Here is a 23,230-nt window from a genome sequence, read left to right as displayed (position 1 = left end):
GCTCTCCAATACCGTTGCGCCGGTTCAGGCGGTCAGCCCGAGGCCACCGTCGACGACGATGACCTGACCATGGATCCAGCCGGCCTCCTTGCGACAGAGCAGCGCGGCGACGTCGGCGACGTCGTCGACGCCGGTCAGCCGACCGCCAGGGGTGCGGGCGACGATCCGGGTGGCCATCCCTCCCGGGTCGCTGCCCGTCCCCTTGTCGAGCTTGCCGGCGGAGATGGTGTTGACCGTGATGCCCCTCGGTGCGAACTCGACCGCGAGGTAGCGGACAAGACTCTCCAACGCCGCCTTCGCCATGCCGAGGCTGACGTAGCCGGGCACCACCTGACGGGCTCCGCTACTGGAGATGGCGATGATCCGGCCGCTGCCGTCCGGCAGCATCGCCGCGAGCCGTTCGACCCCGTGAAGCAGCGGCCCGAGGGCCACGGCCCGGTCCTCCTCGCACAGTCCGGCCGACGGCTTGCCGGACGGCATCGGGTGGAAGAGCGAGGCGTTGTGGACGAGGACGTCGAGCCGACCGTGCGTGCGGGTGACTTCGTCGAGAAGCCGGTCGACCTCGTCGGGCCGCCCGATGTCGGCCTTCACCACGTCGATCTTGCCGCCGAGGCCCGTCAGCGCGCGTACGGCCTCCTCGGCGGCGTTGTCGTCGTTCGCATAGTTGAGCAGGACCTCGCAACCGGACGCGCACAGTTTCCGCGCGATGGCGAGGCCGAGCCCCCGCGTGGCGCCGGTCACCAGCACGACCTTGCCGGCCAGGTCCAGCGATGAGTCGATGATCTCCGTCTGCGTGGTCAAGGCGTTCCCCTGTCTGCTTGTGCCACCTCGCGTCCGTTCACCAGGCCGAACCCGCGGAGCAGCGCCGTGGTGCGCTCGAGGTCTTCGAGTGGACCGGTCCCGGCGAGGTACCCGTCGGGTCTGATCAGCGCATAGCTGCCGGACCGCGGCCCGAGCGCGCGCCGCAGGGCGCCATCCGCATCGGCCAGGGGATTGGGGCCCGCCCCGTCGACGCCGACCGGTGCGACGGTACGCAGCGCGACGGCATCCCCGTAACGTGCATCCAGCTCCTCGAGCAGCCGCCGCGAGCCGGTGCCGTCCGTGAAGGCCAGCAAGGTCCAGCGGGGGTCCCGGAGCTGGGCGACCAGCTCGCCCCAACCGGTGTGGTCACGCTCCATGCCGCTGGTACAACCGACCCGGTGACCGGATGGCAGCGCACCCCGCTCAGCGGCGGAGTCCCCGCTCAGCGGACTGCCGGCGTAGTCCAGGGCGAGTCCGCAGAAGCCCCGAATGATCTTTCCTTCGATCTTGCGCTTGACCGGCTTGAGCCGGTTGAGCAGGCCGAGGCCGACCGGGATCAGCACCGGTGCGAGCGCGGTTCGCAGGGCGACCAGCGCCGTGGCGGTCCGGGTCGAGCCGAGCAGGGTCTTGCCGATCGGCACCCGTTCGGCGCTGTAGCTGTCGAGGAGCTCCTCGGCGGCGTAGCCGCGCACGACATCCGCGAGCTTCCAGGCGAGGTTGTACCCGTCCTGGATTCCGGTGTTCATGCCCTGCCCGGAGGCCGGACTGTGCACGTGTGCGGCGTCGCCGGCCACGAAGCAGCGCCCGACCCGCATCTGCTGGATCATGCGCTGTTGGACGGTGAAGACCGACACCCAGGTCGGCGTGGCGACCTCGACCGGTCGGCGCAGTGCCAGCGAGATCTTGCGGGCCAGGCGCGCACGTACCAGTTCCCAGTCCTCGGCGTCGGACACGTCGACGGTGTCGACCGCCCGCCACTTGCCGGGGTCCGGAAACGGCACGAGCAGGATCGTGCCCTTGCCGGTGTGCAGTAGGTGGTTGCTGTCCCGCTGGAGGTCGGCGTCGATGACCACGTCCGCGTTCATCCACGTCTGGGTCGTGTCGCCCAACAGCCGCAGCCCGAGCTGTTTGCGTACGGTGCTGCGGGCACCGTCGGCGCCGACGAGCCAGGGCACGTCGAGCTGCTCGACGCTGCCGTCCCCGTGACCCAGCGACACCGACACGCCATCCTCGGAGGGCTCGAACCGTTGTAGCTCCGTGTCCCACTCGACGGGCACACCGAGCTCCGCCAGGCTCTGCCGAAGCACCTCCTCAGTGATGACCTGGTCCACCATGAGGCTGAACGGGAACCGGGTCGGCAGGTCCGCGTAGTTGGTGTCGAAGCGCACGAGTCGCCGGCCGCGCATGTGCAGGGAGAAGTGCACCACCCGCTGGCCGCGGTGCAGCAGCCGGGGCAGGACCCCCATCTGATCGAAGATCTCCAGCGTCCGGGCGTGGGTCGCCGTCGCTCGGCTCGTCGCCGCCGGGCCCTTGGCCCGTTCCACGATGCGTACCGCGACCCCGCGGCGGGCCAGTTCGTGGGCCACGGTCAGGCCGACCGGACCCGCGCCGGCCACGAGCACGGCCGGCGCCTTCGTCGGATCAGTCACCACCGGCCTCCGCAAATGCCTTGGCCAGTCTCAGCGTCTTCTCGCTGTTCGTGCCGATGGCGTTCTGCAGGAAGGCGCGGGCCGACGCGACCGTCGCGTCCGGACCCAACACGCCGGTGATGGCCGACTCGTTGACCACGATGGTGTGCCGGGACGTGACGAGCACGACCCCGTCGGCTTTTTCGAGGACCCACTCGCCGGTGTGCGCGGTCATGAGCGCGGGCGTGACGAGTTGCTTGTAGACGATGCGCTGGCCCGGGAAGCACACCCGCACCGACTCGGTGGTGTGCACCGATCCGTTGTTGGCCCGGGTGTCCATCGCCATGTGCTGGATGCCTTCGACGTCCTCCCGCAGGTTCAGCCGGGCCACGTGCGGCAACCGCTCCGGCCACCGCGCCGCCTGGTGGAGGAAGTCGTAGGCCAACTCCATCGGGCCATCGACGGTGACCGAACCGTCAAAGGAGAAGGCCAGCTCGCCGAGGCGGTCCCAACGCTCGGCGACGGCCTTGATGTTGGCCAGCTCGGCATCGCTGTTGCGATCGGTCGCGCGTCTGATCCAGGCCACGCCCTCCGGGTCGTCGTCCATTGCGGTGAAGTCGTGGCGGAGAGTGAGCCGCGTGCCGCCGTACGGCCGCGGTGCCGCGAGCCACTCGCCGCCCATCGAGGCGACCGGTGGCGCCGAGACCTCCTGGCGGAACGTGACCCGGTGTCCCGCTTCGTCGAGGACCCGGCGGGACGTCCACGTCTTCACCGCGTCGTTGGCCGTGGCCCAGATCTGCAGTCGCTCGGTCGTGCCGTCCGTCTCCAGACGCTCGACGTGGATGGTGGGACGGAAATGCTGGGGCCAGGCGACGGCGTCGGCGATGACGCGGTAGACGATGTCCACCGGTGCGTCGACGTCGATCGCGTGCTCGGCATGGTGACGGTTGCTGCTGGACACGGTGCGGCACCCTTCCCTGGCGCGTCGGGCGATACGAGGTCGGTTCAGTAGCTGCTCAGCCCGCCGCAGACGTTCAACGCCTGCGCGGTGATGGACGCCGCGGTGTCGGTAGCCAGGTAGTCCACGAGCCCGGCCACCTCCTCCGGGGTGGCGTACCGGCCGAGCGGGATCTTGTCCTGGAACTGCTCGAGCACCTCGCCCTCGGTCACGCTCAAGGCGGCGGCGTAGCCCTGCCGGACGCGCTGTGCCATCGGTGTCTCGACATAGCCGGGGCAGACGGCGTTGACCGTCACGCCCGTGCGTGCCAGCTCCTTCGCCAGCGCCTTCGTGAAGCCGATGACGCCCGCCTTCGACGCCGAGTACGGCGAGCCGAGCGGAACCCCCTGCTTGCCGCCGGTCGAGGCGATGTTGATGATCCGTCCCCCGGAGACCCCGGCGAGTCCACCCGTGGTGAGCACCTCGCGGGTCACCAGGAAGACACCGTTGAGGTTCGTGTCGATGACGTCGTACCACAGGTCGTCGGTGATGCTCGCGGTGACGCCACCGCCGCTGCGGCCGGCGTTGTTGACCAGGACGGTGATCGGACCGAACCGGTCCACCGCCGCGCGGACCACGCGGTGGACCGACTCCCGGGAGCGCACGTCGCCCTCGACTCCGTCGACGTCGAGACCCTGCTCACGCAGACTCTTCACGGTCGAGGCGACGTTCTCGGCGGTCCGGGCGCAGATGAAGACCGGCATCTTCCGTGCGGCCAACCGTTTCACCACGGCGAGCCCGATGCCGCTGGTACCACCGGTGACAAGTGCGACAGGGGCAGGGCGCACAGTGCTCATCAGGATTCCCTTCAGCCGGCGCGTTCGCTCGGTCGGCTCTGAGCCTGTCGGGCACGGCTCGAGTTTCGACCGAACGCCGCTGGAGCGCTCGAGGAGGTCACCGGCCGGCTTCGGCGCACGCTGTCGGTACCGGGATGCGGTCGCGCTCCAGCGACGCTCGAGGCGCCGGTGCCACCCTCACGTCGGTCTGTTCCACGACGGCGGGAGAAAAGAGACCATGTCGCCTACGGATCAATTGGTCACGACCACCGAGGGCACCGAGCTTTACATCGAGGTGCAGCATTTCTACGGACGTCAGATGCGCCTCCTCGACGAGGCCGAGGTGGGGGCGTGGGCCGCGACGTTCACTGAGGACGGGGTGTTCGCGGCGAACGCCCATCCCGAGCCGGCACGCGGACGCGCGGCCATCGAGGCCGGTGCCCGGCAGGCTGCGAGCCAGCTCGCCGCGGAGGGCATCCAACGCCGGCACTGGCTCGGCATGCTCGAGGTGGCGCCACGCGCGGACGGCGCGATCGTCGTACGTTCCTACGCGCTCATCCTCAGCACGAAGCTGGGCGGCCAGGCTGAGGTCCGCCTGAGCTGCACCTGCGACGATGTGCTCGTCCGGAAGGACGGACAGCTGCTGGTCCAGGACCGCCGGGTCTTCCGTGACGATCTTCCCAAGGGCTGAGGCCGCGGGATGACCACGCCATCAGCCCCGACGCCGGCCGGCAGCGTCGCCACCGGTCCCGGTCTCGACGTCCTGAACGACCTGATCGGCGGACCGCGCGTCGACGACCTGCTCCGGCGGGCGGCCGAACGGACGCCGTCCCGGCTCGCGGTGCGGTCCCCGGCCGGCGACCTCACCTACCGCGACCTCGACGAGCGGGTGGCCGCCTGCGCGTCGGCCCTGCACGCGGTTGTCGGTGGCCCCGGCGGCGTGGTCGCACTGGCGTTGGCCCTGGATCCGGTGTTTCCCACGGCCTTCTTCGGCATCGTGCGCGCCGGCGGCGTGGCCGCGCTGGTCAACCCGCTGCTACGGGAGGAGGCGCTGGCCCACGTGCTGCGGCTCGCCGGCGCGCGTGTGGTCATCGCCACTCCGGTGATGGCCGAGCGGATCGCCCGGGTCCGCGACCGGATCCCGGAGCTCGACACCATCCTCCTGACGCGTCGCCCCTCCGACGTCACGGACGAGTTGTCCGGACTGTCCGCCCTGGAGGAGCTGGTCGGGGCCGTTTCGAGCGCCCCGCCGCCGCCCGCGGCACCGTCCGCCGATCCAGACGCGCTCGCGGTGTTGCAGTTCACGAGCGGCACGACGGGCCTACCCAAGGGGGTGCGGCTGAGCCACCGGAACCTGAGCGTCAACGCGGCGCAGACCGCGCACGCCCATCGGGTGACGTCGACGTCGGTGCTCTTCGACCACCTGCCGACCTTCCACCTCATGCACCTCACGACGCCGGTCGCCGCCGGCGCGACGCTGGTGCTCTGGCCGGACGACGACCTCGTCGGCTCGGTCGACGCCGCCGCCGAGTTCGGCGCGACCCACTACTACAGCCTCCCGATGCGCCTGTCGCAGCTGGCTGTCGACCCCCGGCTCCCAGGGCATGGCGTACCGACCCTGGAGGCCGTGCTGTCCGGCGGATCGGGACTGCCAGCACTGGCGACGAACGCGCTCGCCGCACACTTCGGCGTGCCGGTGGTGCAGGGCTACGGGCTGCAGGAGACCTCGCCGCTGACCCACTGCGACAGCCTCGACCGCCCGCGGCTGCGCTCGTGCGGCACGCCGGTGGCCGGCACGGAATGCCGCGTCGTCGACGTGGAGACCCGGGCCGTGCTGCCGGTCGGCGCCAAGGGCGAGATCCAGGTGCGCGGCCCGCAGCTCATGCTCGGCTATCTGGACGGCGGGAACAGCCGCTGCGTCGACCCCGACGGATGGTTCTCCACCGGCGACGTCGGCTACGTCGACACCGACGGTTACCTGTTCCTCGTCGACCGGATCAAGGACGTCTTCAAGTGTGACAACTGGCTGGTCTCGCCCACCGAGATCGAAGACGTCCTGCGTACCCACCCGGCGGTCGCCGACTGCGTGGTCGTCGACGTGCCGGACCCGCACAGCGGAGCGGTCGCCCTCGGCGTTGTGCTCCCGAAGCGTTCCGCCGTCGACCGGCAGGAACTGATCGCGTTCGTCGCCGAACGGCTGCCCTACTACCAGCATCTCCGCGCGGTCGAGTTCGTGGGCGAGATCCAACGTTCCCCGACCGGCAAGGTGCAGCGCCGGGACCTCCGGTCCCGGGTGCTCTCCCAGATGGCAACAACCGACCCAATGGTGTCTCACCGACCAGGAGGAGTTCGCGTGTTCACACTCATCAACCGGTTCACGGTCACCGGCGACACGGACGAGTTCGAGGCCGTGCTCGAGAACCTCACCAACTTCATGATCAAGCAGCCCGGATTCCGTACCCACCGCCTCTACCACTCGGCGAAGGATCCGAAGATCTACGTCGAGATCTCCGAGTGGGACGACCCGAGCGGACACCGGCAGGCGATGGGCAGTGACGAGTTCAAGGGCTTCGTCCAGCAGCTCATGAAGGTCACCACCGCGGACCCGGCGCCCTTCACCATCCTCAAGAGCTACGACGTCGCCGTGGCGAAATAGCCCCGCGGGCGGGACAAGGGGGAGGGGCGGGGCGGCGCCCCGCCCTCTTCTCCCGCCCGCATGCCTCGAGTAGCTGACCGACGGTGACCGCATGCGACAGGGGCCGGCCACGAACGTGGCCGGCCCCTGTCACGTCGACTACACCAGGCGCGCCTGCGCGATGTAGTGCGCCGCGGTCTCGTGGTTGTCGAGGTGGTCGTGGTAGCCCGGAATCGCCTCGAACACGTACGTGGTGGGCTGCCTGACCGGCTGCGCCGTCCGCACCGTCTCCCAGTTGGCCAGCATCTCCTTGACCGGGTAGTCGAACTCGACGGGCGCGCTGGCGAACGCCGGTCCGTCGGCGGTCTCCATCACGCTCCAGCCCGCCGACAGCTCGCCACCCGGCTGGTCGTAGACGGGGCGTGACCAGTGCTCGTACTCGTAGAGGTCGACCGCGAACGCCTGCCAGGCGGCGGGGAACCGGGGCACCACCACCTCCCGCCACCACGACCGGACGAACTCCTGCAACACCGGCTGCGAGCACAGGCGGCGGAGTCCGGCCGCGATGACCGGCGACTCCGCGATGACCGGCGCCATGTCGTGGAACTCGCTCACGATCGGGTCGCTCGACGCGGCGGCCGCGGCCATCATGCTCTTGATGACCTCCGACTGGGTCATGCCAGCGAGCTGTCGGGCCGGGTCCCAGGTGCAGCGGAGGAACTGGTTTTCCCCCATGATGCGCGCCCAGAACATGAACCGCTGCATTTCCAGGTTTTCGGCCAGCGTGGAGCTGCGGTTGGCCAGTACGTACTCGAAGTCGTCGTCCTCGCCGCGGATCGTCACGAAGCCGTGCAGCTCCCGGCTCTCCACGTAGGACGTGTTCGGCAGCAGCAGCATCGGATAGATCGCGATCCGCGACACCTTGGCCGCGAGCTGGTCATAGCCCTCGAAGAACGACTCGACGGTCTCTCCGGGGGCACCCCAGATCAGCTCGGCGTAGCAGTCGAGGTCCTCGTCGCGGAGCCAGTCAACCAGCTCCTCCCACTTGTTGACCTTCATGTTCTTGCGTTGCATGTCGCCGAGCGCCTCGTCAGAGAGCGTCTGCAGGGCCAGGGTGAAGGAACTCTTGAACCCGTGTGCCTTGAGCTCGCGCACGATGCGGTGGAAGCGGGTCGACTTGTTCTTCGCCCAGCTCGTCTCCAGCGCGCGCGGGTACCCGTACCGTTCCCGGGTCTTGATCAGGTCCTCGGTGAACTCCTCGTCGGACTCCAGGAGCCCGAAGTTGGAGTCGCACAACACGATGGTCGGCGCCCCGTGGAAGGCGAAGTAGTCGAGCTCCTCCGCGATCCGTTCCCGGGAGAAGGACCGCATCCGCTGGCCGACCGCGCCGCCCCAGTAGCAGAACGAGCACTTGTACGGGCAACCGCGGTTGGTCTCCATCAGCGCGACGTCGTAGCGGAAGTTGCCGGCGGCGTCGAGCATCGGGAGGGTGCCGGTGAGGAACGGCGACGGCACGATATCCAGATTGTCGATGCGTTCCCGGTCGGGTGTGGTGTGGACGACGCCGTCCTCCGTGCGGAACGAGATCCCGCCGGTCGTCACGGGGTTCAGCTCACGCGGATTGCTCAGCCGGTATTCGATGAGGTCGCGGAAAGTGAACTCACCCTCACCGTTGACCACCACATCGACCTGGGGATACTCGCGGAACACCCGCTCGCCCTGATTGGCGACGTGGTTGCCGCCGAAGACGACGAGACCGTGTGGGTTGAACTGCTTGAACGTCTCGGCCAAGGTGGCGAAGTTACGGTAGTTCCAGCCCAGGACCGAGAAAGCGATCACGTTGGGCACCCGCTCGCCGAACAGCTCCCGCGCCATGTCCGGGAGGCCGACGCCACCACGGAAGTTGCGGATCCGTACGTCCACCTCGCCGCCGATGTCCACGTCAGCGTCGAGTGACGCTTTGAGGTAGCCCGCGGCGAGGGGCATGGAGTCCAACGGCATGTCCCAGGCACCTTGCTGAACGATATCGACGGTAAGCACTCGACTCACGCTCCTGACGGGCGTCCGAATGGACGCTCCTGGCCGGACGGGCCTCGATACTCACGAAGCGCGCTCAAGGGCCGGTGGAAGGTGGCTGGACCTCCGCGGTCCGGGCGATCTGCCGCACGAGCTCCGCGTGGTGCAGCGCAGCCCCCTCCCGCTCCGTCCGCCGGGTCGCCGACAGGTCGGTGCCGTCGTCGTCACCCTCGCCGTGACCGCTGTCGCCGTTCAGCACGGCGGACGCGAAGGCGCGCATCGCGCGGCGGTACTGGTCGTCCGCGGGCAGCACGAGCTCCTCCACGCCGTCCTGGCGGTGGATCCGCACGACGGGCCGGTGGTCGGCCGGCGGTGCGAACGCGTGCTCGAGCACGAGCCGGCCGGCGGTTCCCCACAGCTCATAGGATGCGCGGTACGCGTGGTCCATCCCGAACGTGAGGTGTGCGGTGACGTCGTCATCGGTGACGAGCAGCGCGGCGCCGGCGATGTCGACACCCAGGTCGGGCTGCCGCCGCAGGGCCGCACCGACGACGCGCAGCCGCGGTCCGAGAATGAGCTCGGCCGCGCCGACCGGGTAGCCGCCAACGTCGAGCAGCGCACCGCCACCGAGCGCGGCCTGGAGGCGGATGTCCCCTTCCGGCCGCCGCGGGATGGTGAACGCGCTGAGGAACGAGCGGGGCTCACCCACCGCGCCCTCGGCGATGAGCTGCCGGATCGCCGCGTGCTGGGTATGGAAGGGGAACATGTAGTTCTCCATCAGCACCCGTCCCGCCTTCCGGGCTGCGGTGAGCAGCTCCGCCGTCTCCGCGGGATCAGGCGTCAACGGCTTCTCGACGAGGACGTGCTTGCCGGCCCGGAGCGCGGCACGTGCCCACGGCGAGTGCAGCGCCGCCGGAAGGGGCACGTAGACAGCGTCGATGTCGGCTCGATCGAGCAGCCGCTGGTACCCCTCGACCGGCTCGCACCCGAACCGTGCGCCGAACCGGTGCGCCTTGTCGGCGTCCCGGCTCGCGACGGCCACGAGATCGAGACTCGGCTCGTCCTCGACGGCCGGGAGCGTCCGCCGCCAGGCGATCCCGGCGCAGCCCAGCACGCCGAGTCGGACCCTCCCGCGAGGGCTCGTCACCCCGGTCGTCCCGGGGCGCGTCGCAGTTGCGCCCGGACCGGCATCGATGGCCGCAATGTCATGGTCGGGCCGCACGGATCCTCCACGGTGTGCGCGAGGCTTACGAGGCCTCCAACGTCGCGGACACCGTTCGAGACGACGTCGAGCAGTTGTCGGGACGTCCGTCGGTGCGCGCCCACCCGCACCGCCAACGAGCCTTGAGCGTGTCTCGACGGCATCGGCCGACGATCTGGGTCCTGGCGGCGCGGTGGCATCCTGCGCCACCACTTCCGCAGCATGTCACCAGACGTGGGAGGGACCACATGCGGCAGTTCACGATAGAGGACCTCAGGCGGATCATGCGCCAGTGCGCCGGCGAGAGCGACGCGCTGAACCTTGACGGTGACATCCTCGACACGTCGTTCGACGATCTGGGCTACGACTCGCTGGCGCTGCTGGAGACGACCAGCCGCACCTCGCAGGAGTTCGCGGTCGAGCTGCCGGAGGACGGGATGGCGAGCGCCACCACGCCGCGACGGCTCCTCGACTTCATCAACGATCAGCTCGCCGCGAAGGCGTGAGCGGGCACTGATGACCGCCGTTGTGGGTGATGCGGCCGTCGGGGGGGCCGAGTGGCAGCTCTGCGCGCACTGCCGCAGTCTCGTCTACCGCAAACGCCTGCAACGCAACCGGAGCGTCTGCCCGGAGTGCGGGCGGCACGAGCGGCTGACCGCCCGGGAGCGGGTCCGGCAGCTCTTCGACGCCGGCTCCGCCACACCGCTCGACTTCCAGGTCGACCCCGGCGACCCGCTGGGGTTCGTCGACACGCGCCCGTATCCGGAGCGGATCCGTTCGGCACAGCGCAAGACGGGTCTCGCCGAGGCGGTGCTGTGCGTGCGCGGCACCATCGGCGGCAGTCCGGTGGTCGCCGCGGTCATGGACTTCGACTTCATGGGTGGAAGCCTGGGCACGGCCGTCGGTGAGCTCGTCACTCGGGCCGCCGAGCACGCGCTGGACCGGCGGATCCCGCTCCTTCTCGTGACCGCGTCGGGTGGCGCGCGGATGCAGGAGGGCGCGCTGGCCCTGATGCAGATGGCGAAGACCAGCCAGGCATTGGCGGAGCTGGACGAAGCCGGGATCCTCACGGTCTCGCTGATCACCGATCCCACGTTCGGCGGGGTAGCCGCGTCGTACGCGACCCTGTGCGACGTCATCGTCATCGAGCCCGGCGCGCGCCTCGGCTTCGCCGGACCCCGGGTGATCGAGCAGACCATCGGGCGCGTGCTGCCCACCGGCCTGCAGACCGCGGAGTTCCTGCTCGATCACGGCATGGTCGACATGGTGTGCCCACGCGCCGCGTTGCCGGCCACGCTCGCGCGGATCCTGTCGTTCGGGGTGCGTGACCGCGCCGAGCGCCCATCCGGAGCCCGGACCGCGCGGCTGGTCCACGACGGCGGGGAGTTGGTGGCGGGTAGTCCGTGGGAGACCGTGCAACAGGCGCGGGATCCGCACCGGCCGACCACGCTCGACTACATCCATGCGATGCTCGAGGACTTCGAGGAGCTGCACGGCGACCGGCTCGCCAGCGACTGCACGTCCGTCGTCGGGGGGTTGGCCCGGCTGGACGACGTCCCGCTCGTCGTCCTCGGTAACCAGAAGGGGCACACAGCCACCGAGCTGGCCGCGTGCAACTTCGGCATGGCCACGCCGGCCGGCTACCGCAAGGCCGCCCGCCTGATGCGCCTGGCCGCCAAGCTCCGGCTGCCGTTGCTGACGCTGGTCGACACACCCGGCGCCTATCCCGGCCCGGAGGCCGAGGAGCAGGGGCAGGCCGTGGCGATCGCGGACAACCTCCGGATCATGACCAGGCTCCCGGTGCCGGTGGTCGCGGTCGTGACCGGCGAGGGCGGCAGCGGCGGCGCGCTCGCGATCGCGGTCGCGAACCGGGTGCTCGCCTTCTCCAACGCCGTCTACTCGGTCATCAGCCCCGAGGGGTGCGCCGCGATCCTGTGGAAGGACGCGGCGCAGGCACCCCGCGCGGCCGAGGCGCTGCGCCTCGAGACGCGGCACCTGCTGGCGCTCGGGATCATCGACGGGGTCATCCCCGAGCCGGAGGGCGGCGCCCAGGCCGACCCCGCGCTGGCCGCCGAGCGGCTGGGCCACGCGGTCAAGAGCACGTTGGAGGAGCTTTCCGGGCTCGACGCCCGCCAGCTCATCGCAGAGCGGAGGCTCCGCTTCCGGAGCTTCGGCACCCTGCCACCCGTGTGAAGGGTGGGCACGCACGCGATCGGCGCTCGGTCACAAGTGTGAAGGCGAGGACAGCAGGTGGGGCAGGAAGAGCGAACCGAAGATGGCAACCGTCCGGCATTCCAGGAGCTCTGCCAGCACGCGGTACGGCTGGCGACGGCCACGCCCGTGCCGCCGAGCAGGCTGCTGCTCCGGGCCGACGGGATGACCGTCGAGCTGGAGTGGGCGGCCGCGACCGCGAGCCTCACAACGATCCAGGTCGACCCGCCGACATCGATGTCGACCGACACGGCGGTGACGGCGGGCACGAGCGGCGCCGACGGCGTCGAATACCTGCGCGCGCCGATGGTGGGCACGTTCTATCGCGCGCCGGGTCCGGACGCCAAGCCGTTCGTCGAGGAGGGCGACATTGTCGAGGTCGGCCAGCAGATCGGCATTCTGGAGGCGATGAAACTCATGATCCCGGTCGAGGCGGACCGCGCGGCGCACATCGTGGAGGTGATCGCGGTGGACGGAACCATCGTGGAGTTCGGCGAGCCGCTCCTCACCATCGTCCCGCTCGACGCGGCGTGACGCGGGGTCGGAATGTTTGCCAAGGTCCTCATCGCCAACCGGGGCGAGATCGCGCTGCGGATCGCCCGCACCTGCCGTGGTCTCGGCATTCGTACCGTCGCCGTGTATTCCAGCGAGGACGCCGACGCGGCTGTGCTCGGCGTCACCGACGAGGCCGTCCGGATCGGGCCGCCGCCGGCGAAGCGCAGCTATCTCAGCATCCCGGCGATCATCGGCGCCGCCCGACGGACCGGGGCCGACGCGATCCACCCGGGCTACGGATTCCTCTCCGAGGACGCGGACTTCGCCGAGGTCTGCACCACCTCGGGCCTGACGTTCATCGGTCCACCCGCGCCGGTCCTGCGCCGGCTCGGCGACAAGGCCCTGGCGCGGGCCGCGATGGCGGAGGCGGGGCTGCCGTTGCTGCCCGGCACCGTGGACCCGGTGGAAAGCCTCGCCGAGGCACAGGAGACCGCGCGGGAGATCGGATATCCGGTGATCATCAAGGCCGTCGGCGGTGGCGGTGGGCGCGGGATGCACGTGGCCACGACCGCCGATGAGCTTCCCGGCGCGTACCAGCGCGGCAGGTCGGACGCGCAGGCGTTCTTCGGCAACAGCCGGGTGTTCCTGGAGCGGTACCTGCCCTTCGCCCGCCATGTGGAGGTACAGGTCCTGTGCGACGGCGAGGGCAACGGGGTGCACCTGGGTGAGCGGGACTGCAGCGTGCAGCGCCGGCACCAGAAACTCATCGAGGAGACGCCCGCTCCGCACCTGCCCGCCCACCTGCTGGACGAGATGAAACGACTCGCCCTGCACGGTGCGCTGAGCGTCGGCTACGTCGGGTGCTGCACGTTCGAGTTCCTCGTCGACGACCGCGGGGGCTTCTACTTCCTGGAGGTCAACTGCCGGATCCAGGTCGAGCACCCGGTGACCGAGATGGCCACCGGCATCGACCTGGTCCGCGAGCAGATCCGGGTCGCGGCCGGGCACCCGCTCGGCCTCAAGCAGGAGGACATCGTGCCGCGCGGCGCGGCGATCGAGTGCCGGGTCAACGCCGAGGACCCGGAGAGGGGCTTCGTGCCCACGCCCGGGCTCCTGACCGAGTTCCGGCCGCCCGGTGGCCCGTTCGTCCGCGTCGACACCCACGGCTTCCCCGGCCTGACGATCTCGTCGTCCTACGACTCGTTGCTGGCGAAGGTCGTCGTCTGGGCGCCAGACCGCGACGAGGCGATCGACCGGATGCGCGCCGCGCTCGAAGAGTTCCGGGTTGCCGGGGTCAGCACCACGTCCGCCTTCCTGCGGCGCGTCCTCGACGAGCCGGCCTTCCGGCAGGGTCTGCACAGCACTGCACTCGTCGAGGGCATGACCCAGCCCGGCTGACCATCGCACACTCCAGCTGGAGGTTCCGCCACGGCGCGGAGACGCCGTGGCGGAAGCGTTCCCGGCGCCGAGAGCGCCGTGGATCACAAGGGCTTCCGGAGGTCACTCAGCGACGTGGGGAATTCTGCCGGCCGGGCGTGGTGAACGCCTCGGTCGCAATGCGGATGCCGGCGTTGTTGTAGGCGATCTGACGCAGGATCCTGCCGTAGAGCGGGGTCCGCGACACGAGCGAGGCCATCTTCGGCCGGACCCGCGCCGCCATGCCGGTGGTGGACAGCATCACCTTGCTCTGCGCGACCTGGAACCGCATGACCCGGTCGATGTCCCGCTGCCGGGCCAGGAACGCCCCGAGCCGCGCCGAGCTCGGGTCACCCGACTGCCACGAGTCCACGAGGATCGGGTGCAGCACCACGGCGTCCTGGATGGCCAGCATGATGCCCTGCGCACCGATGGGGCTGTGGGTGTGAGCGGCGTCGCCGATGAGCACGAGCCCGTCGCGCACCCACGTTTCGGCGCGCCCAGAGAAGACGTCGAGCAGGCTGAGATCCCTGAGGCTGGTGACGTGCTCACGGATCAGCTCGGCGTATGGCGGGACCGCGGCGCCGATGCGCTCCTTGAGGCTGTCCAGCCCTTCCCCGACCACCTCGTTGTAGCGACCGTGCGGGAGCGTCCAGCCGAGTTGGATGGAGCCGGGGACGGAGACGTAGCTGAGCACCGGCTCCCCGCCGGCACGGAAGATGCGCACGTCGCGCGGTGCCTCGCCGTGCACGGGAACCTTGAGCCACAGCACGTCGCGCTCGAAGACGTCCAGCCGGCCGTCTTCGATCCCCGCGAGGCGACGCACCTTCGAGTACCGGCCGTCGGCACCGATGACACAGTGGGCGTTGACGACGAGTTCGCGGTCGGTGACCACGCCGGTGGTACGGCCGCCGTCGCGCAGCAGGGCGGTGACCCGGTTGCCGTCGAGGTAGGTGAACTGGGCGAAGCGGCGGCACTGACCGAGCAGTTCCTCCAGCACGTGCCGCTGCGGGATGCTCAGCAGGTAGTTGTACGGCGCGGGTAGTGCCCGATAGTCGCTGTCGAGCAGGACCCGATCGCCGTCCTCCAGCCGGAACCGGTGGTGCTCGTGGGCACCTCGCGCCCGAGCGGCCTCGAGCACACCGAGCTGGTCGAGCAGGCTCAGCGCACCCGGTTGCAGGATCTCGCCCCGGTACTCGCGCTCGAAGCTGCGCGAGCGCTCGACGAGCGTGACCCGGGCGCCGGAGCGTACCAGCAGGAGCGCGAGCACCAGGCCGGCCGGGCCGGCGCCGACCACGCAGAAGTCGGTCTCGACGTCAGCCACGGCCGTCCTCGTCCGGCGCGCCGAACCAGGTCGTCAGCGCCTGACGCAGCCCGGTACGGGTCTCCTCCTGCACGGCGTCCAGCGGCGCCGCCCAGACCACGTGCCCGTCGGGGCGCAGCAGCAACGCCTTCACCTCCGGTTTGTCCACCGGATCGGCGGCGACCACGTCGACCCGCCGCGCCCAACCCCCCTGGAGCGCGGAGGGCTCCAGCAGGTCGCCCAGGACCAGCAGCACACCCCGACCGGAGCGGAGCAGCTCGGCGACCCGGCCCCGCCCGTCCGCCGTTCGGATGGCGATGGCGGGGGCGTACCCGCCGACCAACGGATCCGCCTCGTCGGCGGGGTCGAAGGCGTACCGGACGTCCGTGCCGCTCACGAGTCTGGAGAGGAACAGGTTGACCGCGTCGAGCGCGAGCAGTTGCCCGAACAGCTCACGGAGGGGGTTGACGCGCTCGTCGGGATTCATGAGCGCGAGCTGGGCCTGCGTCTCGCGCAGCACCGCCCGCGCGACCGGCTGGCGTTCCCGGGCGTAGGTGTCGAGCAGGCCCTTCGGTGCCCAGCCGTTGACCTCCGCGGCAAGCTTCCAGCCGAGGTTCATGGCGTCCTGGAGGCCGAGGTTCAGTCCCTGCGCGCCGATCGGGAAGTGCACGTGCGCGGCATCACCGGCGAGGAGGATCCGGCCGCTGCGGTACTTCTCCGCGAGACGGGTCGCGTCGGTGAACCGGGACAGCCACTGCGGGTCGCGCAGCCGCACCTCCTGGCCGGTGACCCGCAGGATGCTCTCGCGCAGCTCGTCGAGCGTGACCGGGGCCGTCCGGTCCGCGTGCTCGCGGCCGAACTCGGTCGTCAGCACGCGTGTCGTCGGCACCTCGAGGGCGACCGCCATCAGCAGGCCGTTCGCCGTACGCATGGTGCCGGGGACGCCGGAGGGCAGCTTTTCCGGCTCCACGATCGTCACGTCGCCGAGGAGCGCGGCCACGGATCCGCCGGTGCCCGGGAACTCGATGCCCGCGAGCTTCCGGACGGTGCTGCCACCGCCGTCACACCCGACCAGGAAGTCCGCCCGCAGCTCGTACTCGGTGTCGCCCTCCCGTACCTGGACGGTGACTGTGTCGTCGTCCTGGCGCAGGTCGACGACCTCGTGGCCGCGACGGATCTCGGCGCCCAGTTCCCGGGCGTGGGCCTCGATCAGCCGCTCGGTGCGGGCCTGCGGGATCAGCAACGAGTACGGGTGCTCACTTTCCAGGCCGGCCAGGTTGAGCAACGGCTTGATCCCGGCGAAGTGGGCGCTCGGCCACATCAAGTTGTCCTTGCGGAACCGGTCGAGCAGCCCGCGTGCGTCCAGGATCTCCAGGGTGCGCGGCTGCAACCGGAAGGCGCGCGAGTGCGGGTTGATGTCCGGTCGCTTCTCCAGCACCACCGCGCCCACCCCGGCGAGGCGCAGCTCCGCCGCGAGCAGCAGGCCGACAGGTCCTCCACCAACGACCACGACATCGACCGCCATCGCAACCTCTTTCCCTGGTGACACGTCCGACCGAGCCTGGCTCGCAGGTCTCAAGGACACGTCGTGGTGCGGTCGAGTCGCCGGCTCAAACCGCCCTCGAAAACACGGCGCTAGCGTCTCGGCGCAGCATCCACGGAAGGATCACCCATGGCGTTTCGACTCTTCACCTCGGAATCAGTGACCGAGGGACATCCCGACAAGATCGGGGACCAGATCTCCGACGCCATTCTCGACGCGCTCATCGGCGGGGATCCACGCAGTCGCGTGGCGGTCGAGACGCTTGTCACGACCGGCCAGGTGCACGTGGCCGGTGAGGTCTCGACGCGTGCGTACGCGGACGTCCCGCAGATCGCGCGGGACACGATCCTGGAGATCGGCTACGACTCGTCGAAGAAGGGGTTCGACGGTGCGTCGTGCGGGGTCAGCGTCTCCATCGGGTCGCAGTCGCCGGACATCGCCCAGGGTGTGGACGCGGCGATCGAGGTGCGGGAGGGTTCCGGCACGGATGATCTGGACCTCCAGGGCGCCGGCGACCAGGGCATGATGTTCGGGTTCGCGTGCAGCGAGACGCCCGAGATGATGCCGTTGCCGATCGCACTGGCGCACCGGTTGGCCCGTCGGTTGGCCGCGGTGCGCAAGGACCACACGATCCCGTACCTGCGGCCGGACGGAAAGACGCAGGTGACGATCGAGTACGACGGGCTGCGCCCGGTTCGACTGCACACCGTGGTGGTGTCGAGCCAGCACGCGCCGGACATCTCGTTGGAGTCGCTGTTGACCCCGGACGTGCGCAAGCACGTGATCACGCCAGAGCTCGAGGGTCTGGGGTTGGACACCGGGGGATACCGACTGCTGGTGAATCCGACCGGGCGATTCGAGATCGGTGGTCCGATGGGTGATGCCGGCCTGACCGGGCGGAAGATCATCGTCGACACCTACGGCGGGTACGCCCGGCACGGCGGTGGGGCCTTCTCGGGCAAGGATCCGTCGAAGGTGGACCGCTCCGCGGCGTACGCGATGCGTTGGGTGGCCAAGAACGTGGTGGCCGCCGGGCTGGCCGAGCGCTGCGAGGCGCAGGTGGCGTACGCGATCGGCAAGGCGCACCCGGTGAGCCTGTCCGTGGAGACCTTTGGCACGGAGGTCGTCCCGGTGGAGCGGATCGAGCAGGCGATCGACGAGGTCTTCGACCTGCGTCCGGCGGCGATCATCCGGGATCTGGACCTGCTCAAGCCGGTGTACCGGCGGACCGCCGCCTACGGTCACTTCGGTTGGGAGCTGCCCGGCTTCGCCTGGGAGCGGACGGACCGGGTCGCCGAGCTCAAGTCCATCGCACTCTGAGAGGCACTCATGACGACCATCGCACCGCCCGAAACGGTCCCGCCTGACACGAACCGCGACTTCAAGGTGGCCGACCTTTCCCTGGCGGCCTTCGGGCGTAAGGAAATCGAGCTCGCCGAGCACGAGATGCCCGGCCTGATGGCGATCCGCCGTGAGTTCGCCGCCGCGCAGCCGCTGCGTGGCGCGCGGATCACGGGTTCGCTGCACATGACGATCCAGACCGCGGTGCTGATCGAGACCCTGACCGCGCTGGGTGCGCGAGTGCGCTGGGCCAGTTGCAACATCTTCTCCACCCAGGACCACGCGGCCGCCGCGGTCGCCGTCGGCCCGAACGGCACGTCGGAGCGGCCGTCCGGGATTCCGGTGTACGCCTGGAAGGACGAGACGCTGGAGGAGTACTGGTGGTGCACCGAGCAGGCGCTGCGGTGGCCGGCCGGGTGCGGCCCGAACATGATCCTCGACGACGGCGGTGACGCCACGCTGCTGGTGCACAAGGGCGCCGAGTTCGAGCACGCCGGCGCGGTCCCCGCACCGGACACCACCGACTCGGAGGAGTCCGCGGTCATCCTCGGCGTGCTGAAACGGTCGTTGCGGGAGGACAACGGTCGCTGGACCCGGGTCGCGGCCGGAATCAGGGGCGTGACCGAGGAGACCACCACGGGGGTGCACCGGCTGTACGAGATGCAGCGGGCCAGGACACTGCTGTTCCCGGCGATCAATGTCAACGACTCGGTGACGAAGTCGAAGTTCGACAACCGGTACGGCTGCCGGCACTCCCTCGTCGATGGCCTCAACCGGGCCACCGACGTACTGATCGGTGGGAAGGTCGCGGTCGTGTTCGGCTACGGCGACGTGGGCAAGGGCTGCGCGGAGTCGTTGCGAGGCCAGGGCGCCCGGGTCATCGTGACCGAGGTCGACCCGATCTGCGCCTTGCAGGCGGCAATGGACGGCTACCAGGTCGCCACCATCGACGACGTCGTCGCGACCGCGGACATCTTCGTCACCGCGACCGGCTGCCTGGATGTGATCACCGCCGAGCACATGGCGCGAATGAAACACCAGGCCATCGTCGGCAACATCGGCCACTTCGACAACGAGATCGACATGGCCGGCCTGGCCAAACGTTCCGACGTCACCCGGATCACCATCAAGCCGCAGGTCGACGAGTGGAAGTTCGACGACGGCCACTCGATCATCGTGCTGTCCGAGGGGCGGCTGCTCAACCTCGGCAACGCCACCGGACACCCGTCGTTCGTCATGTCCAACAGCTTCGCCAACCAGGTCATCGCCCAGATCGAACTGTTCACCAAGCGCGAGCAGTACCCGACCGGCGTCCACACCCTGCCCAAGCACCTCGACGAGAGGGTCGCCCGCCTGCACCTCGACGCCCTCGGCGTCAGGCTCACCGAGCTGACCAGGAAGCAGGCCGACTACCTCGGCATCCCCGTCGAAGGCCCGTACAAGGCAGACCACTACCGGTATTAGGCGGTGACCGGAATGCAGATCGTGGCGATCACAGGCTCGATAGCCACCGACCATCTGATGCGCTTTCCCGGCAGGTTCGCCGACCAGATCGTCGCCGACAAGTTGGCGACCGTCTCGCTGTCGTTCCTCGTGGACGACCTCGTCGTACGGCGGGGCGGTGTGGCCGCCAACATCGCCTACGGGATGGGGCAGCTCGGACGGCGCCCCGTCGTCGTCGGCGCGGTGGGACTCGACTTCGCCGAATACCGCGCGTGGCTGGAGCGGCACGGCGTCGACTGCGACCACGTCCAGGTGAGCAACTCCGCACACACCGCCCGGTTCGTCTGCACCACCGACGAGGTCATGTGCCAGATCGCCTCCTTCTACCCGGGTGCGATGCGGGAGGCCGCCTCCATCGATCTCGCGGCCGTCGCCCGCCGTACCGGCCGCCCGGATCTGGTCGTGATCGGCACTGACGATCCCGCGGCGATGCTGCGGCACGCGGCGACCTGCCGTCGGGAGGGGTGGCGGTTCGCCGCCGACCCGTCCCAGCAGTTGGCCGTCATGCCCGGTGAGGATGTGCTGGAATGCATCCGCGGCGCCGAGTACCTGCTCACCAACGAATACGAGGCGCACCTTCTCGCGTCGAAGACCGGCCTGTCGCAGGAGGCCCTGGCCGATCTGGTCGACGTCAGGGTGACGACGCTCGGTGAGCGCGGAGTGCACATCACCGAGCGGGGCTGCGCGCCGAGGCACGTCCCCGCCGTTGTGGTGTCCGAGCCGGTCGACCCGACCGGGGTCGGCGACGCCTTCCGCGCCGGTTTCTTCACCGGTCTGGCCTGGGGGCTGTCACTGCGGGAGGCCGCGCAGGTCGGCTGCCTCCTCGCCGCCTACACCCTCGAGACGGACGGCGCCCAGGAGTACGTGGTGGAGCCGGACCTCTTCTGCGCCCGACTGGCCGTGACCTACGGCGACGCCGACGCGATCAGAGTGCGCGACGCGTGGACGGGCTCGTCCCCACGGCAGACCCCGGATCTGGTCGGTGGTCGACACGAGCAGGCCGGCGTCGCTTGACTTCCTACACCGTAGAACTACTCTACCCCGTAGAGGTCTCTAGGGTGTAGGAGGAGTCAACCATGGCGACGCTCGGGCGCTGGTGCTTACGGCACAGGTACGTCGTGATCCTGATCTGGGTCGCGGTTCTCGGCGGTCTCGGCGTGTCCAACAGCGCCGTCGGAAGTGCGTACAACGACACCTTCTCCCTGCCCGGAACCGAGTCGACCAAGGCGCTGGACCTGCTGCAGCACTCCTTCCCGGCGACATCCGGTGACACGATCACCGTGGTATGGCACACCACCAACGGCTCGGTCGAGGACCAGGCCGTGCGTGACCGCATGACGTCGACGCTCCAACGTATCGACGACTCGGCGCACGTCTCCGGCGTGATGAGCCCGTACGGCGAGCTCGGCGGCACGCAAATCAGCGGCGACAAGAAGACGGCATACGCGCTGGTCAACTTCGATGACCAGGCGAACCAACTGCCCACCAAGGTCTTCACCGACATCATCGAGATCGGTGAGGACGCCCGCACCGACGGCCTCCAGGTGGAGCTGGGCGGCATCGCCATCCAGGCGAGCGAGCAGGGGCCGTCCTTCGGGGCCGAGCTGTATGTCGGGCTCATTGCCGCAGCCGTCGTACTCTTCCTCGCATTTGGCTCACTCGCCTCGATGTTCCTGCCGCTGCTCACCGCGATCGTCGCGCTCGGCGCCGCACTCTTCACCGTCGGATTGCTCAGCCACGCCATGACGATCGGCACCACGGCGCCCACCCTCGCCGCTCTCATCGGGCTCGGTGTCGGCGTCGACTACGCGTTGTTCATCGTGACGCGGCACCGCAACGGCATCAAGGCCGGACGTACCCCCGATGAGTCGATCGGCAACGCGCTGAACAGCTCGGGCCGCGCGGTCCTGTTCGCCGGCGGGACCGTCGTCGTGGCCCTGCTCGGCCTCTTCGTCCTTGACATCGCGTTTATCAGTGGCATGGCGGTCGGCGCGGCGGTCACCGTCGCGTTCACCGTGGCGGCGTCCTTCACCCTGCTGCCCGCGATGCTCGGCGTCATCGGCACCCGGGTGCTCAGCCGGCGGGAGCGCAAGCGGCTCGCCGAGTTGGGCCCGAGGGTCGACAACGTGGGCCGCTACTGGACGCGGTTCTCCGGCTTCGTGCGTCGCCGCCCCGCCATCCTGGCTCTGTTCTCGCTGGCCGTCATGGCGGTACTCGTCATCCCGTTCTTCTCGCTCCGGCTCGGCGCCGCCGATCAAGGCAACCTCCCCGAGGAGACGACGGCCCGCCGCTCCTACGACCTGCTCGCGCAGGGCTTCGGGCCCGGCTTCAACGGTCCGCTGCTGCTGGTCGCCCAACTGCCGCCCGGTGGCGGCGGTGACGCCACCCTCCAGACGCTCGCCGATCGGGTCAAGGCGACCCCGGGCATCGCCGCGGTCAGCGTGCCGATTCCCAACGAGGCCGGCACGGCGGCCATCCTGCAGGCGATCCCGACCACCGCACCGCAGGACGAGGCGACCACCAAGACGATCGCCAGGCTCCGGGGCGACGTGATCCCGTCGGTCACCCAGGGCACCGGGGTAACCGTCCACGTCGGCGGCCTGACCGCGATTTTCGACGACTTCGCGGAGGTGTTCGCCGACAAGCTGCCGCTGTTCATCACGGTCATTGTGGGGCTCGGCTGTCTGCTGCTGCTCATCGCGTTCCGCAGCATCGTCGTCCCGCTCACCGCCGCCGCGATGAACCTGCTCGCCGCCGGAGCCTCGTTCGGTGTGGTGATCGCGGTCTTCCAGTGGGGTTGGGACATCAACCTCATCACCATCGGCAGAGAGGGGCCGATCGAGTCCTACCTGCCGGCGCTGATGCTGGCCGTCCTCTTCGGACTCTCGATGGACTACCAGGTGTTCCTCGTGAGCCGGATTCACGAGGAGTGGGTCAACACGCGGGACAACGGCCGGGCGGTCCAGGTGGGGCAGGCCGAAACCGGCCGGATCATCACCGCCGCCGCGACCATCATGATCCTGGTGTTCGGCTCCACCGGTCTCGGCGACGAGCGGACCTTCTCCGAGTTCGGCATCGGGCTCGCGGTCGCGGTCGCGCTTGACGCGTTCATCCTGCGCACGTTCCTGGTGCCCGCGGTGATGCATCTCCTGGGACGGTCCAACTGGTGGCTGCCCGGCTGGCTCGACCGGATCCTGCCGCACGCGTCGATCGACCCGCCTGACGACTACCGGACCTCGACACCGTCGAATCTGCAGACCACCGTCGCCAAGTAGGGGCTGGCAGCGGCCGGCGCCGGCCCCCAGCGTGGGCGGGGCCGCCCCGGGCCCGGGGGAGGGGTGGCCCGGGAGTTGACACATAGGGG

18 protein-coding genes are annotated in these 23,230 nt (G+C 69.8%); 10 read left to right on the top strand and 8 right to left on the bottom strand.

The genetic code is table 11. The annotated features are described in order from the left end of the window. Nucleotides 1-24: 24 nt before the first annotated feature. From AB0I41_RS00090 to AB0I41_RS00075, 4 genes are read right to left on the bottom strand one after another with little or no spacing between them, the layout of a single operon-like run. Nucleotides 25-801: an SDR family oxidoreductase gene (locus AB0I41_RS00090; protein WP_357099729.1), complete on the bottom strand. Its 777-nt coding sequence runs from the start codon at nt 799-801 to the stop codon at nt 25-27. Further along, nucleotides 798-2,450: an FAD-dependent oxidoreductase gene (locus AB0I41_RS00085; protein WP_357099726.1), complete on the bottom strand. Its 1,653-nt coding sequence runs from the start codon at nt 2,448-2,450 to the stop codon at nt 798-800. The genes AB0I41_RS00090 and AB0I41_RS00085 overlap by 4 nt, the downstream gene beginning before the upstream one ends. Further along, complete coding sequence (locus AB0I41_RS00080; protein WP_357099723.1) at nt 2,443-3,390, bottom strand: aromatase/cyclase; 948 nt, start codon at nt 3,388-3,390, stop codon at nt 2,443-2,445. The genes AB0I41_RS00085 and AB0I41_RS00080 overlap by 8 nt, the downstream gene beginning before the upstream one ends. A 44-nt stretch (nt 3,391-3,434) precedes the next feature. Then, nucleotides 3,435-4,223, bottom strand: a complete 789-nt coding sequence (locus AB0I41_RS00075; protein ID WP_357099720.1) for an SDR family NAD(P)-dependent oxidoreductase — start codon at nt 4,221-4,223, stop codon at nt 3,435-3,437. Nucleotides 4,224-4,458: 235 nt separating this feature from the next. Between AB0I41_RS00075 and AB0I41_RS00070 the strand changes: the two genes are divergently transcribed. Together AB0I41_RS00070 and AB0I41_RS00065 are read left to right on the top strand one after the other, a co-directional pair. After that, nucleotides 4,459-4,893 carry a nuclear transport factor 2 family protein gene (locus AB0I41_RS00070; RefSeq protein ID WP_357099717.1) on the top strand — a complete coding sequence of 145 codons (435 nt, stop codon included), beginning with the start codon at nt 4,459-4,461 and terminating at the stop codon, nt 4,891-4,893. A gap of 9 nt (nt 4,894-4,902) precedes the next feature. Next, nucleotides 4,903-6,858 (top strand): AMP-binding protein, encoded by a 1,956-nt coding sequence (locus AB0I41_RS00065; protein ID WP_357099714.1) that lies wholly within the window; start codon nt 4,903-4,905, stop codon nt 6,856-6,858. Nucleotides 6,859-6,996: 138 nt separating this feature from the next. Here the strand turns inward: AB0I41_RS00065 and AB0I41_RS00060 are convergent, their stop codons facing one another. After that, nucleotides 6,997-8,877 (bottom strand): KedN5 family methylcobalamin-dependent radical SAM C-methyltransferase, encoded by a 1,881-nt coding sequence (locus tag AB0I41_RS00060; protein WP_357099711.1) that lies wholly within the window; start codon nt 8,875-8,877, stop codon nt 6,997-6,999. 73 nt (nt 8,878-8,950) lie between these two features. Beyond that, complete coding sequence (locus AB0I41_RS00055) at nt 8,951-10,000, bottom strand: Gfo/Idh/MocA family oxidoreductase (protein WP_357099708.1); 1,050 nt, start codon at nt 9,998-10,000, stop codon at nt 8,951-8,953. Between the two features lie 302 nt (nt 10,001-10,302). Here AB0I41_RS00055 and AB0I41_RS00050 point away from each other — a divergent pair, with 302 nt between their 5' ends. The 4 genes from AB0I41_RS00050 to AB0I41_RS00035 are packed head-to-tail and all read left to right on the top strand — an operon-like array spanning nt 10,303 to nt 14,158. After that, nucleotides 10,303-10,560 carry an acyl carrier protein gene (locus tag AB0I41_RS00050; RefSeq protein WP_357099705.1) on the top strand — a complete coding sequence of 86 codons (258 nt, stop codon included), beginning with the start codon at nt 10,303-10,305 and terminating at the stop codon, nt 10,558-10,560. Between the two features lie 10 nt (nt 10,561-10,570). Then, nucleotides 10,571-12,247 carry an acetyl-CoA carboxylase carboxyltransferase subunit alpha gene (locus tag AB0I41_RS00045; protein WP_357099701.1) on the top strand — a complete coding sequence of 559 codons (1,677 nt, stop codon included), beginning with the start codon at nt 10,571-10,573 and terminating at the stop codon, nt 12,245-12,247. A 57-nt stretch (nt 12,248-12,304) separates the two neighbouring features. Beyond that, nucleotides 12,305-12,799, top strand: a complete 495-nt coding sequence (locus AB0I41_RS00040; RefSeq protein WP_357099699.1) for a biotin/lipoyl-containing protein — start codon at nt 12,305-12,307, stop codon at nt 12,797-12,799. A 12-nt stretch (nt 12,800-12,811) separates the two neighbouring features. After that, a complete protein-coding gene (locus AB0I41_RS00035) occupies nt 12,812-14,158 on the top strand; it encodes an acetyl-CoA carboxylase biotin carboxylase subunit (RefSeq protein WP_357099696.1) in 1,347 nt (448 codons plus the stop codon). A 106-nt stretch (nt 14,159-14,264) separates the two neighbouring features. On the opposite strand, the gene AB0I41_RS00030 is transcribed toward AB0I41_RS00035, so the two are convergent. Both AB0I41_RS00030 and AB0I41_RS00025 read right to left on the bottom strand, forming a co-directional pair. Next, a complete protein-coding gene (locus AB0I41_RS00030) occupies nt 14,265-15,500 on the bottom strand; it encodes an FAD-dependent monooxygenase (protein ID WP_357099693.1) in 1,236 nt (411 codons plus the stop codon). Continuing rightward, nucleotides 15,493-17,004 carry an FAD-dependent monooxygenase gene (locus AB0I41_RS00025; protein WP_357099690.1) on the bottom strand — a complete coding sequence of 504 codons (1,512 nt, stop codon included), beginning with the start codon at nt 17,002-17,004 and terminating at the stop codon, nt 15,493-15,495. Before AB0I41_RS00025 ends, AB0I41_RS00030 begins: the two co-directional genes overlap by 8 nt. A 147-nt stretch (nt 17,005-17,151) precedes the next feature. Between AB0I41_RS00025 and metK the strand changes: the two genes are divergently transcribed. The 4 genes from metK to AB0I41_RS00005 all read left to right on the top strand — a co-directional run bounded on the left by metK (nt 17,152) and on the right by AB0I41_RS00005 (nt 23,141). Beyond that, nucleotides 17,152-18,342, top strand: coding sequence for a methionine adenosyltransferase (gene metK / locus AB0I41_RS00020; protein WP_357099687.1), 1,191 nt, complete (start codon nt 17,152-17,154; stop codon nt 18,340-18,342). 9 nt (nt 18,343-18,351) lie between these two features. Next, nucleotides 18,352-19,827 carry an adenosylhomocysteinase gene (ahcY, locus tag AB0I41_RS00015; RefSeq protein ID WP_357099684.1) on the top strand — a complete coding sequence of 492 codons (1,476 nt, stop codon included), beginning with the start codon at nt 18,352-18,354 and terminating at the stop codon, nt 19,825-19,827. 12 nt (nt 19,828-19,839) lie between these two features. After that, on the top strand, nt 19,840-20,880 hold the full coding sequence (locus AB0I41_RS00010; protein ID WP_357099680.1) for a carbohydrate kinase family protein: 1,041 nt from the start codon (nt 19,840-19,842) through the stop codon (nt 20,878-20,880). A 62-nt stretch (nt 20,881-20,942) separates the two neighbouring features. Then, nucleotides 20,943-23,141, top strand: coding sequence for an MMPL family transporter (locus tag AB0I41_RS00005; protein ID WP_357099677.1), 2,199 nt, complete (start codon nt 20,943-20,945; stop codon nt 23,139-23,141). Nucleotides 23,142-23,230 lie beyond the last annotated feature (89 nt).

The sequence above is a fragment of the Micromonospora sp. NPDC050200 genome (genome assembly GCF_040656135.1).
In the GTDB taxonomy this organism is placed as follows: Bacteria; Actinomycetota; Actinomycetes; order Mycobacteriales; family Micromonosporaceae; genus Micromonospora.
Note: the sequence above shows the minus strand (reverse complement) of the source record. Positions and strands in the feature narration are given on the sequence as shown.